The following is a 12601-nucleotide window of genomic DNA, read 5'->3' as shown; positions in this document are numbered from 1 at the left end:
CCTAACCGCGCTCGACGGAGACCGGCCCGGCGACCTCCAGCTCCAGTACGCGCAGGTTCTGCTCGCGGGCATCGTCGAGGATCGCTTCTTCGATGGGCTCGGTGTGCAGGACCATGACGGTGGGGCCCGCGCCCGACAGGTAGGCGGCGTAGCCGCGGTTGCGCAAGCGGTTCACCCACTCCGCGGTGACCGGCAGGACATCAGCGCGATAAGGCTGGTGCAGGCGGTCGCGGGTGCCCTCCCACAGCAGGTCCGGGTAAGCGGTCAGCGCCGCCACGTTCACCGCGGTGCGGGAGACGTTGAAGGCGGCGTCGGCATGCGTGACGTGCGAGGGCAGCACGCGGCGCACTGCCTGCGTCGAGGCATGGAAGTCCGGGACCAAGGCCGTGGCCTTGATGCTTGGGTGAACCTCTAAGGTGGCGGCGCGGTACTCCGGAAGCGAGCGGCCGTCGACAGGCACGGTGGTCCAGGAGACCACCGCATTGCCCAGCACGGAGGCCGCGGCGTTATCCGGGTGGCCTTCGAAGGCCGAAGACAACTGCACAACCTGCTCCTCGGAGAGCGGGAACCCAGCCAGGCCGTTGCCCGCGGCCACGCCGGCCACCGCGGCAGACGCTGAGGAGCCCAAGCCGCGGGACTGCGGGATGTTATTCGTGCACACCACGCGCAGGCCGGTGACTTCGACATCGGCGGCCTTGAGTGCGGAGCGGATGGCCTTGACCACAAGGTGGGAGCCGTCGCGCGGCAGCTCTTCGGCGCCCTCGCCGAAGATTTCTACCTCCAAGCCGGAGCGGGTGACCTCGACCTCCACGGTGTCGTAAAGGCTCAGCGCGATGCCGAGGGTGTCGTAGCCCGGGCCCAGGTTGGCCGAGGAGGCCGGGACCTGAACCGTGACCTTGGTGCCTACTTCGATATCGATACTCATTGTTGTACCTAAAACCCTTAGACGCCGAGGCGGATGACGGAGTGGACAGCCTTGACCTCATCGAGCTCGCCGAGGGCAGCGACGATATCCTCAAGCACCGCTTCCTTCGCCGCGTGGGTGACCACGATGAGGCGAGCGGTGGCATCGCCGTCTTCCTGGCGCACGGTGCGCAGGGAGACCCCATGGCGGGCAAAGACACCGGAAATGGCGGAGAGCACGCCGGTGCGGTCTTCAACTTCCATGTCGACGTGATAACGAGTTTCCACTTCTCCGAACTCCGCAATAGGTAGGTTGGCGTAGGTGTTCTCCCCCGGCGCACGGCCGCCGTGGACAATGTTGCGTGCCGCACCGATGACATCACCCAGCACAGCGGATGCCGTGGGGTTACCGCCGGCACCATTGCCGTAGAACATCAGAGAGCCAGCGGCCTCCGCTTCAACGAAGATGGCGTTGTAGGACTGGCTGACCGAAGCCAGCGGGTGCTCCTTCGGAACCAGCGTCGGGTGCACGCGGGCGTTGACGGATTCCGCACCGGTCTCCTCATCGACGAGGCGCTCGCAGATGGCGAGCAGCTTGATGGAGTAGCCAGCCTGGTTGGCAGCCTTGATGTCATCCGCGGTGATCTTGGAAATACCCTCGCAGTAGACATCGTCGAAGGTCAGGCGGGTGTAAAAGCCCAGGGAAGCCAGGATGGCGGCCTTGGAGGCAGCGTCGTGGCCCTCCACGTCAGCGGTGGGATCGGCCTCGGCGTAGCCCAGGCGGGTGGCCTCAGCCAACGCATCCTCATAGGAGGCACCAGTGGACTCCATGGCGTCCAGGATGAAGTTGGTGGTGCCGTTGACGATTCCGGAGATGCGCTGGATCTTGTCACCAGCCAGGGAACGGCGCAGCATGCCGACCACCGGGATGGCAGCGGCCACGGCGGCCTCGAAGTACAGGTCAACGTCGGCGCGGTCGGCGGCCTCAGCGAGCTCATCCGCATGCGCGGCCACGAGAGCCTTGTTGGCGGTAACCACGGACTTGCCGGCGTTGAGGGCCGCGAGGACGAGCTCGCGCGGGAAATCAATGCCACCGATGACCTCGACGACGAGGTCGATATCATCGCGCAGGACAAGGGCCTTGGCGTCGTCGGTCAGCAGCTCCGCCGGCACGCCCGGGCGCAGCTTGTTCTTGTTGTGCACGGCGACGCCGCGGATCTCCACGGGGCCGCCGATGCGGTGCGCAAAAGCGTCAGCGTTTTCCTGCACGAGGCGGAAAACCTCGGCGCCTACGGTGCCAAATCCAAGCAGCGCGATTCCTACGGGTTCGCCTTCGGGTTTCTTGCTACGGTTCGTCGTCGTCATGGTGTCCCCTTGTTGAAATTGCGAATGATTGTTACGTGCTAGCCCATCACTATACAGAACGAGCTGTCTATTTCTACGCAAAGTGGCCGGCACAACGCGCGACCGGCCATATCTTTGTGAATAAAATGCGGTGAGCTGTGGCAACGCCGCGCTAGTCGACGTCCAACGCCAGCAAGTCCTCCACCGTTTCCCGGCGCAGCATGAGCGAGGCTTTGCCGTCACGCACGGAAACGACCGCCGGGCGCAAAGCGCCGTTATAGCGCGAAGCCATCATGTACTGATAGGCACCGGTGGTGGCGAAAGCGAGGAGATCACCGGTAGTGATATCCGAGGGGAAACGGCGCTCGTTGACCAGAATGTCACCGGACTCGCAGTGGAAGCCCACGATGCGCGAGTCCACCGGCTCGCCCTGGGTGCGGCGGTTAACCACGCGCACGTCGTACTCCGAGCCATAGAGCGCCGGCCGGATGTTATCGGACATACCACCATCCACGGAGAGGTAGCGGCGCATCGGCAGATCCGCCTTGCCGGTCTCCACGTCCTTGACCGTGCCCACGCGGTAGACGGTGACCGCGGAGGCACCGACCAGAGAACGGCCGGGCTCCACCAGCACGAAGGGCGGCTTGATGCCAAGCTCAGTAGCGGTGCGCTCCACGGCGTCGAGCAGGTCCTTGGCCAGCGTGGCCACGTCCAGGGCTTCCTCGTATTCCATGTAGGGAATGCCGAAGCCGCCGCCCAAGTCCAGTTCCTCGAGGGCAACTCCGAGCTCGGAGTGGATGCGCTTGTACAGGCTCAGCACGCGCTCGGCTGCCAGCTTGAAGCCATCGGCGTTAAACACTGAGGAGCCCACGTGGCAGTGCAAGCCCACGAGCTTAAGGTTCGCGGATTCCAGCACCGTGCGAGCGACATCGAAAGCGGCGCCGGTGGACAGGGAGATGCCGAACTTTTGATCCTCGTGAGCCGTGGCGATGAATTCGTGCGTGTGGGCATCCACGCCAGGCTTCACGCGGATCATCACCGGCTGGACGCGCCCAGCTGACGCCGCGATGCTGTTGAGGCGCGAGAGCTCCTCCTCGTTGTCGAGGACGACGTGCCCGATGCCGTTCTCCACGCACAGCTGCAGGTACTCGTCTTCCTTGTTGTTGCCGTGGGCGGTCATGCGCTCCGCCGGGAAACCCGCGGCCAGCGCCAGTTTGGCCTCGTTGAGGGAGGCCACGTCGAGGCACAAGCCCTCCTCGTCAACCCAGCGCACGATGCGCTTGGTAATGAAAGCCTTGGAGGCATAGTGCACATGCTCAGGCCCGCCGAAGGCCTTGGCCATATCTCGGCAGCGCGAGCGGAAGTCCTGCTCATCAAAGACGTAGAGCGGGGTGCCATATTCTTCGGCCAAGGCGGTCAGCGCCACACCGCCAATTGAGACCACACCATTCGAGTCTCGAGCGGCATTGCGCGGCCATACGTGGGCCGGCAGAGAATTGAAATCAGTCATCGATACCTTTTCTTACATCTTCTCCGGCGCGCTGACCCCGACCATGGTCAAGGCATTCGCCATGACCTGGCGGGTGGCTGCAGCCAGAGCGAGGCGCGCGGAGTGGATCGGCTCAGTCTCTTCGCCTGCCTTCGGCAGCACCTGGCACTGGTCATAGAAGCGGTGGAACACGGCGGCGAGCTCCTCGGCATAGCGTGCGATGCGGTGCGGCTCGCGCAGGGTCGCGGCGGTGGACACAACCTCGGGAAACTCGCCCAAGGTGCGGATGAGGTCGCCTTCCTTGTCGTGGGTGAGGAGGTCGAGGGGGGCGTCGGCAAGCGCGGCAGTATCGAAGCCCAGCTCTTCTGCCTTGCGCAGGATGGAGCAGATGCGGGCGTGGCCGTACTGCACGTAGTAGACCGGGTTATCAGCCGACTGGGAGGCCCACAGGCCCAAGTCGATGTCCAGGCTGGAATCCACGGAAGAGCGCACCAGGGAGTAGCGCGCGCCGTCGACGCCGATGGCCTCGACAAGGTCATCAAGAGTGATGACGGTGCCGGCACGCTTCGACATCTTGACCGCCTGGCCATCGCGGACCAGGTTGACCATCTGACCGATGAGGACCTCGACGGCCTCCGGGTCATAACCCAAAGCCTGGGCCGAGGCGCGCAGGCGGGCGATGTAGCCGTGGTGATCCGCGCCCAGCATGTAGATGGCTAGGTCGTGCCCACGGTCGAACTTATCGGCCACGTAGGCGATATCGCCGGCGATGTAGGCGGCGTTGCCATCGGACTTGATGACCACACGGTCCTTGTCATCGCCGTACTCGGTGGACTTCAGCCACCATGCGCCCTCAGCTTCGTAGAGCTTGCCGTTGTCCTTGAGCTTCTGGATGGCCTTCTCCACGGCACCAGACTCGAAGAGGGAATTCTCGTGGAAGTAGACGTCGAAGTCCACGCCGAACTCGTGGAGGGACTCCTTGATCTGGGCGAACATCATTTCCACGCCGGCAGAGCGGAAGGCCTCCTGCACGTCGGCGTCGCTGCCGTCGAGAGCGCTGGGGTTCTTCTCCACTACCGCCTGCGCGATCTCCTTAATGTAATCGCCGCCGTAGCCGTCCTCCGGGGTGGGCTCGCCCTTGGCCGCGGCCACCAGGGAACGTGCAAAACGGTCGATCTGTCCGCCGTGATCGTTGAAGTAGTACTCGCGGGTCACCTCCGCGCCGGAGGCTTCGAGCACGCGGCCGAGCGAGTCACCCACGGCGGCCCATCGGGTACCACCCAGGTGGATAGGACCGGTCGGGTTCGCGGAGACGAACTCCAGGTTGATCTTCTTGCCCTGGTAGGTGGAGTTGCTACCAAAGTCCGCACCGGCGCTAAGGACTTGGGCCACGATGGCGCCCTGGGCAGCAGCAGCGAGGCGAATGTTGAGGAATCCCGGGCCCGCGATGGATGCTTCATCGATGGCGTCATTGCCGGCGAGGGCATCCGCCAGCCACTGCGCCAGCTCGCGGGGCTGGGTGCCGGCCTTCTTGGCCACCTGGAGTGCCAGGTTGGTGGCGTAATCGCCGTGCTCCGGGTTGCGCGGGCGCTCCACGCTCACGGTCTCCGGCAGGACGGAGGAGTCCAGCTCATGCTCGGTGAGCACGGCGGCGGCAGTGTTCTTGATCAGGACGGAAAGATCTTCAGGATTCATAGGGCCAAAGTCTATCGTCTCCGCCGCTGGGAGGCGCTATCAGGTCGCAGAGGTTAGCAAGGTCACCCACCCCCATCAGGTGAACAATGCGGCACAGCGAAGCACCAAGTTCTACCCTAAAAGGCGTTATCTGAATCGATCCAACCTTTCGCCCTCTCGCTCGGCCGAAACATGCGGTGCCGCATCTTGGGGACCTCCACGGGGACGCCGACGGGAGCCAACTGGAATTGAGCTTTATGTCAACCTTCAATATCACCACCGACGCCATTGCTGGCAACGTCGGGCTCACCGCGCTGGTGTCGACGCTGCCGCTCATCGCGTTCTTTATCATGCTCCTGGGGCTCAAGGCCCGCGCTCACACCTCGGGTGCGGTCGCGCTCGTAGTGGCGGTTCTCATCGCCATTTTTGGCATGGGCATGCCAACCGGCATGGCTTTGTCCTCCGCGGTGCGCGGTGGACTCTTCGGCCTCTTCCCCATCGTCTGGGTGATCATCACCGCCATCTGGTTCTACGAGGTCACCGTGGCCTCTGGCCGCTTCAATGACCTGCGCAAGACCTTTGATCTCTTGGGCGATGGCGATATTCGCATCCAGGCCATCCTCATCGCTTTCTGCTTCGGCGGCCTGTTGGAGGCCCTCGCCGGTTTCGGCGCCCCCGTGGCGATTACGGCAACCATGATCCTGGCACTGGGTGTTAAGCCCCTCAAGGCAGCCACCACGGTACTCATCGCCAACACCGCGCCCGTGGCCTTCGGTGCGGTGGGCATCCCGGTGACCACCGCCGGCTCCGTGGGCGGGCGCACCGCCGAGCAGACCGCCGATATTGCGAGCCTCATCTCCCTGCAGGTGCTGCTCATCGCTGCGGTTGTTCCGTTCTTTATCCTCTTCATCCTCGACGGCATGCGTGGCGTCAAGGAAGCCGGCCCTGCCGCCGCTGTCATCGGCATCTCCTTCGCTATTGCCCAGTGGGCAGCCGCCACGTTCTTCGCCTACCAACTCACTAACGTCGTGGCCTGCATTGTCTCCCTCGGCGCGGGCTTTATCTTCCTGCGTGTATGGAAGCCCAAGGGTGTCGACAGCCTGCGTGAGCGCATGGAGCTGCCCGCCCAGGAAGGGGTCACGGACCTCAACGGCAGCCGCATCTGGATGGCCCTGCTGCCCTATGCCGTGGTGACCGCTGTCTTCGCCATCGCCACCGCGTGGCCGGCCATCTTCGGCTTCCTGCAGGTCAACGTTGCCTGGCCGCTTCTCGACGGCACCGTCTTCGACGCCGAAGGCCAAGCCATGGATACCGCCTTCAAGTTCAACGTGCTGGGCAACCCGGGCACCTTGCTGCTCATCTCCGGCATCATCGTGGCCATCATCTACATGGCCTTCAATGAGAACGGCCGCTACACGCTGGAGGCCTCCGCACCAGTGGCCAAATTCGGCGAGGTAGTCAACCGCATGAAGTTCTCCGCGCTGACCATCATCTTGGTCCTGGCGCTGGCCTACACTATGAACTACTCCGGCCAGACCATTTCCATTGGCCAGTTTGTAGCCTCTGTAGGCGGCATCTTCGCGCTCTTTTCCCCCGTTCTGGGCTGGATCGGCACTGCGGTCACCGGCTCGGACACCTCTGCCAACGCGCTCTTTGCCAACCTGCAAGTCACCGCCGCCGAGCGCATCGGCGTCAACCCGGACCTCATGCTGGCCGCCAATACCTCGGGTGGCGTTGTGGGCAAGATGATCTCCCCGCAGTCGCTGGCCATCGCCGCCACCGCGGTCCAGATGGAGGGCGAGGAATCCCGCATCTTCAAGGCCGTCGTGGGCTACTCTGTGGCCTTCCTCGTCGTCGTGTGCATCATCGTCTTCCTCATGACCAACGTGCTGGGCTTCTTGGTCCCCTAAAAAGGTTTAGCCACACAGTTCTACACCGCTAACTACCCCCAGATTCGGGCGTCTTCATCGCCCAGTCTGGGGGTTGTCTCATATCGGCCGCGACCGCTGCGAGCATCACCGCACGTTAGGAATTTCACAACATTAGTGTTGCGATAAAAAGCCAGGTAGGAGGGATAATCCCGTCTCGATAATGTGAGTTTTGGGCGGTAGGCTCAAAGATACAAACTCGAAAAATGCCCAGTGCGGCTGTCCTGGTAGCGCGCATCCGAGTGCAACTCCGCTGTGCCCAGCACGGGACAAGCCACATGGAGGCAGATTAAGGAGCGCTCACGAATGCGAATAGCATTGTTTTCCACCTGCATCGGTGATTCACTCTTCCCCGATGCCCACAAGGCCACAGCCCTCATCCTCTCCCGCTTGGGCTATGACGTCGTCTTCCCAGAGGAGCAGACCTGCTGCGGCCAGATGCACATCAACACCGGCTACCAGGAGCAGACCTTGGGCATGATCCGCACCTATGCGGACGCCTTCGCGGACCCCTCCATCGACTACGTCGTCTCCGCCTCCGGCTCCTGCGTGGGCGCCGTGCGCGAGCAACACGAGATGATTGCCAACCGCTTCGGTACCGCCGCCGATGTGGACGGTGCCAAGAAGGCCGCCGGCAAAACCCTGGATCTGCCGGAGTTTCTTGTCGACGTCGCCGGGGTCACCAACGTCGGCGCCTTCTTCCCGCACCGCGTGACCTACCACCCCTCCTGCCACGGCCTGCGCTTTCTCAAGTTGGGTGACCGCCCGTACCAGCTCCTTAAGGAGGTCGAAGGAATCGACCTCGCCCCGCTGCCTAATGCGGAAGAGTGCTGTGGTTTCGGTGGCACCTTCGCCCTCAAGAACGCCGAGGTTTCCGCAGCGATGGTCGGTGACAAGACCCGCCACATCCGCGAAACCGAGGCCGAATACGTCACCGGCGGTGACTCCTCCTGCCTGATGAACATCGGTGGTGCCCTGGCCCGCCAGCGCTCCGGTGTTCGCGCTATCCACTTGGCGGAAATCCTCGCCTCCACCAAGGAACACCCGTGGACTCCTACCTCTGCGGCCTACTCCAAGGAGAAGATGCTCTAATGACTTCCTTCCTCGACACCACTCCTCCGCGCGCTCCTGAAGGCTACGGCAACCTGCGCGGCTCGAAGGCCTTCGTGCCGCTGGCTCACGTGGGCCTCAACAACGCCACCCAGCGCCGCAACCTGCACCACGCCACCACCACGATTCGTGACAAGCGCCAGCACGCCGTGGATGAAACACCGGACTGGGAGCAGCTTCGCGACGCCGGCTCGGCACTCAAGGATGACGTCGCCGTGCGCATGGGCGAACTGCTGCTCCAATTCGAAGAGCAGGTGACCAAGCGCGGAGGCATCGTCCACTGGGCACGCGACGCCAAGGAAGCCAACGAGATCATCGAGGGGCTTATCCGCGAAACCGGTGAGACCGACGTGGTCAAGATTAAGTCTATGGCTACCCAGGAAATCGCTCTCAACGAGCACCTGGAAGAGGCCGGCATCCACGCCCAGGAAACCGACCTGGCGGAGCTCATCGTCCAGCTGGGTGAGGACAAGCCTTCCCACATTCTGGTCCCGGCTATTCACCGCAACCGCGCGGAGATCCGTGACATCTTTGTCAACAAGATGCCGAATACGGATGACTCCCTCAAGGCCGAGCCGGCGGAGCTGGCTGAAGCATCCCGCCAGTTCCTCCGCGAGCAGTTCATGAAGGCCAAGGTCGCCATCTCCGGCGCTAACTTCGGTGTGGCAGAAACCGGCACCATCAACATCGTGGAGTCCGAGGGCAACGGCCGCATGTGCCTGACCCTGCCGGAAACCCTCATTACCGTGATGGGTATTGAAAAGCTGGTTCCCACCTTCCAGGACCTCGAGGTCTTCCTGCAGCTGCTGCCGCGCTCCTCCACTGCAGAGCGCATGAACCCGTACACCTCCATGTGGTCTGGTGTGACCGAAGGTGACGGCCCGCAGAACTTCCACATCGTGCTGCTGGATAACGGCCGCACCGCTGCTCTGTCCTCCCCCAAGGGCCACGAGGCACTCAAGTGCATCCGCTGTTCTGCCTGCCTGAACGTCTGCCCGGTCTACGAGCGCGCCGGCGGCCACGCTTATGGCTCCGTTTACCCGGGCCCGATTGGTATCTCCCTGACGCCGCAGCTGACTGGCATGAAGGACCACAACGATCCGTCGGCAAGCTTGCCCTATGCCTGCTCCCTGTGCGGCCGCTGCGACGAGGTGTGCCCGGTGCGCATCCCGCTCTCCCAGGTCATTCTGGAAAACCGCTACCAGAAGGTCACCCACGCCACCCCGCCGGTCGAAGAGAAACTCTTCCAGGTAGTTGAGCTGGTGTGGAAGAACCCGAAGATCTGGAACCAGATCACCCACATGGTGGCACTCGGCCGTGTCCTCGGTGGTTTCAACGGAGTCATCGACAAGCTGCCGCTGTTCATGTCTGGTTGGTCCGAGGTACGCGATACTGCCGTTCCGCCGAAGAAGTCCTTCCGCCAATGGTTCAACACTGACGAAGCTCAAGAACTCCTCGCCCAAGCCAAGAAGGAGGGCATCAAGTGACCACCGCCAAAGAGGAAATCCTCAACCGCATTTCAGCCGCCCAGAAGCAGGCCGGCCTGCCGGACCACGTAGACATCCCGCGCGAGTACCAGAAGGAAGGCACGCTCAACGAAGATGAGCTGCGCGAGATGCTGGTGGACCGCCTCGAAGACTACAAGGCTGATGTGCACGTCACCGATGAGTCTGAACTGAACTCCACCCTCGTGGGCATCCTCAAGGAGCGCGGCTGTTCGAACGTCGTCTACGCACCCGGCATGGACGCCGGGCTTCTCGACGGCTTCGAAGGCACCGTCACCCCGGATGACAATGCCAAAAACCCGCGCGAGCTCGACGCCGTCGACGCCGTGGTGACCGAATCCCACGTCACCTCCGCGCAGACCGGCACCATCGTGCTCGAGTCCAATGAAACCTGTGGCCGTCGCGCGCTGACCTTGGTGCCGGACCGTCACGTGTGCATCGTGCGTAAGGACCAGATTGTCTACGGCGTCCCGGAGATGGTCTCCCGCATGAACCCGGAGCGCCCGGCGACGTGGATCTCTGGTCCGTCCGCAACCTCGGATATTGAGCTCTCCCGCGTGGAGGGTGTCCACGGCCCGCGCGATCTCATTGTGGTGATTGTTAAGTAATGTGACGTTCGGGGGCACCCGCCCCTTCCGAACACTCGGCTCACATCACCCCCGGCGCATAGGATAAGGCACGTACTAATTAACGATTTTAGGAGCCTTATTCTATGCGTCTTTCTCGCGTTTTAGGCTCGGTGCTGGGGCCCGTAGCTGTTGCTGCCGGCCTGGTTGCCGCGCCCGCTGTTGCTCACGCCGACCAACCCACCATCAACTGGGGGCCGTGCCCGGAAGGGGTCACCGAAGAGCGCGCTGAGTGCGGTCACGTGACCGTTCCGACCTATCACGATGCCCCGGAGAAAGGCACCATCGACGTCGGCCTCATCCGCCTCAAGGCCACCGGAAACCGTCAGGGCACCCTGTTTACCAACCCGGGTGGCCCGGGCGGTGACGCGTATAGCTGGGTGAGCTTCGCCGCGTGGCCGGAGGAAGTCAAACAGAGCTACGACATCATCGGTGTGCAGCCGCGTGGCCTGCGCGAGTCGGGAGAGGTGAACTGCACGTCCAGCGAAGTGGGCGGAAACCCGCTAGCGCAGCTGACGAAGATCGGCGCAATTACCCGCGATGACTGCGAGAAGAACACCCCGGGCTACACCGATTCCCTGACCACGGAGAACACCGCTAAGGACTGGGAGGTTGTGCGCCAGGCACTCGGCGAGGAGAAAATCAACATCGCCGGTCTCTCCTACGGCACCTTCCTGGGCTCCACCTACGCCACGCTCTACCCACAGCACACCGACAAGGTCGTGCTGGATTCCGGTATGAATCCGAAGATGGCATGGAACCAGATCTTCGCTTCCCAGCAGGCAGGCTACGAGAATGCGCTGCATGACTTCTTTGCGTACGTGGCCAAGAATGACGACTCCTACCACGCCGGAAAGACCCCGCTGAAGGCCTACGAGCGCTGGTCCCAGATTGTTGCCGCCGAGGCAGGCGTGCGCCCCACCGTGCTTCCACCTAACGCCCAGATTGGTGACCTGCCCCCAGGACTGGAGTTCGCCGGCCAGCCAGGCGCCAACATTATGACTGCTACCGGTGAGCTGCGTGTGCAGGCGGAGCACCTCGCCGGCAAGGTACGCAACCCGCAGGCTGTCCAAGCTTCCTCGCCGACGCTGTCCGCGACCCGTGAGCTTCTCCCCCGCCCAGAGTCCTGGGACACGCTGGCTAAGCACATCGGCGGCATCGAGCCAATCAACTTTGAGGAGCAGGCGGCACAGCAGCAGGCCCAGCAGGATCCGCAGCAGGCTCAGCAGGACGTTCTCAATGCCGTGAGCATGCAAAACATCATCATGTGCAATGAGAACACCGCGCCGACGGATCCCACCCTCATTCCGGCGTTCCTCTGGTCGAACTACGTCACGATTGACCCCTTCACGCTGTTCAACTCGATGTACGCCTCCGGCGCAGGGTGCGGTGGCCGCGCACCGGTCAACACTCCAATTGCCGTCTCCGGCCAGAACCTGCAGACCAAGCCGCTGCAGCTGCAGGCCACCGGTGACCCGCAGACTCCGTACGCCTTCTACCGCGGCCTCTCGGATCCAATGCAATCCCGCGTGGTGACCGTCCACGGCCCGGGTCACGGCCACTTCGCGATGGGCAACAAGGCCGTCGACCAGATCGTGGTTGATTACCTGCGCACCGGTGAGGTCCACACCGCGGATGCGCCGGGCTTCTTTGACCAGCCCCAGGCACAGGAGCAGCCCGCCCAGTAATACAGGCTGCGAAACAATGAAGGGGCGACTTACCTAGCCGCCCCTTCCTCCCGCCACACCCCCATCGGCGTGAGGCCAATTACTGCGCTTCAGTCTTTATAGGCTAGAATCGCATCGTTGGCATTTCGCCAGCAATGCCCTTGTAGCTCAGCGGATTAGAGCATCGGTTTCCGGTACCGAAGGTCGCAGGTTCGATCCCTGTCAGGGGCACTTTTTCATGCCCACATCTCTCCCATCAGGCCGCACCCCGGCCCTCATTTTCAACGACGCCACGTGCGGGGGGCGCCTTGCGCATTCTGCATTCCCCCAGACCTGAAACCCGCAACCTGCAGGT

Annotated in this window: 9 protein-coding genes and 1 tRNA gene; 6 read left to right on the top strand and 4 right to left on the bottom strand. The window is 63.1% G+C overall.

Annotation, left to right across the window (positions count from 1 at the left end; all coding sequences use genetic code 11):
• Window position 1: 1 nt before the first annotated feature.
• The 4 genes from thrB to argS form a co-directional block, all read right to left on the bottom strand.
• Complete coding sequence (thrB, locus tag HMPREF3056_RS06905; protein WP_010187115.1) at window positions 2-925, bottom strand: homoserine kinase; 924 nt, start codon at window positions 923-925, stop codon at window positions 2-4.
• 17 nt (window positions 926-942) lie between these two features.
• Complete coding sequence (locus tag HMPREF3056_RS06900) at window positions 943-2268, bottom strand: homoserine dehydrogenase (protein WP_070528834.1); 1326 nt, start codon at window positions 2266-2268, stop codon at window positions 943-945.
• A 151-nt stretch (window positions 2269-2419) separates the two neighbouring features.
• Complete coding sequence (gene lysA / locus HMPREF3056_RS06895) at window positions 2420-3757, bottom strand: diaminopimelate decarboxylase (RefSeq protein WP_070754406.1); 1338 nt, start codon at window positions 3755-3757, stop codon at window positions 2420-2422.
• A 12-nt stretch (window positions 3758-3769) separates the two neighbouring features.
• Window positions 3770-5431, bottom strand: coding sequence for an arginine--tRNA ligase (argS, locus tag HMPREF3056_RS06890; RefSeq protein WP_070754405.1), 1662 nt, complete (start codon window positions 5429-5431; stop codon window positions 3770-3772).
• A gap of 236 nt (window positions 5432-5667) precedes the next feature.
• Here argS and HMPREF3056_RS06885 point away from each other — a divergent pair, with 236 nt between their 5' ends.
• The 6 genes from HMPREF3056_RS06885 (at window position 5668) to HMPREF3056_RS06860 (ending at window position 12477) form a co-directional block, all read left to right on the top strand.
• The gene (locus tag HMPREF3056_RS06885; RefSeq protein WP_070754404.1) at window positions 5668-7320 is read left to right on the top strand and encodes an L-lactate permease; all 1653 of its coding nucleotides are present in this window, start codon (window positions 5668-5670) and stop codon (window positions 7318-7320) included.
• Window positions 7321-7644: 324 nt separating this feature from the next.
• Complete coding sequence (locus tag HMPREF3056_RS06880) at window positions 7645-8430, top strand: (Fe-S)-binding protein (protein WP_070754403.1); 786 nt, start codon at window positions 7645-7647, stop codon at window positions 8428-8430.
• Window positions 8430-9935 carry a LutB/LldF family L-lactate oxidation iron-sulfur protein gene (locus tag HMPREF3056_RS06875; protein WP_070443742.1) on the top strand — a complete coding sequence of 502 codons (1506 nt, stop codon included), beginning with the start codon at window positions 8430-8432 and terminating at the stop codon, window positions 9933-9935. Before HMPREF3056_RS06880 ends, HMPREF3056_RS06875 begins: the two co-directional genes overlap by 1 nt.
• The gene (locus HMPREF3056_RS06870; protein ID WP_070754402.1) at window positions 9932-10561 is read left to right on the top strand and encodes a LutC/YkgG family protein; all 630 of its coding nucleotides are present in this window, start codon (window positions 9932-9934) and stop codon (window positions 10559-10561) included. Before HMPREF3056_RS06875 ends, HMPREF3056_RS06870 begins: the two co-directional genes overlap by 4 nt.
• A gap of 104 nt (window positions 10562-10665) precedes the next feature.
• Window positions 10666-12267 (top strand): alpha/beta fold hydrolase, encoded by a 1602-nt coding sequence (locus tag HMPREF3056_RS06865; protein ID WP_070754401.1) that lies wholly within the window; start codon window positions 10666-10668, stop codon window positions 12265-12267.
• A 136-nt stretch (window positions 12268-12403) separates the two neighbouring features.
• Window positions 12404-12477 (top strand) — tRNA-Arg (locus HMPREF3056_RS06860).
• Window positions 12478-12601 lie beyond the last annotated feature (124 nt).

It is taken from the genome of Corynebacterium sp. HMSC056F09 (assembly GCF_001815785.1).
Taxonomy (GTDB): Bacteria; Actinomycetota; Actinomycetes; order Mycobacteriales; family Mycobacteriaceae; genus Corynebacterium; species Corynebacterium hiratae.
Note: the sequence above shows the minus strand (reverse complement) of the source record. Positions and strands in the feature narration are given on the sequence as shown.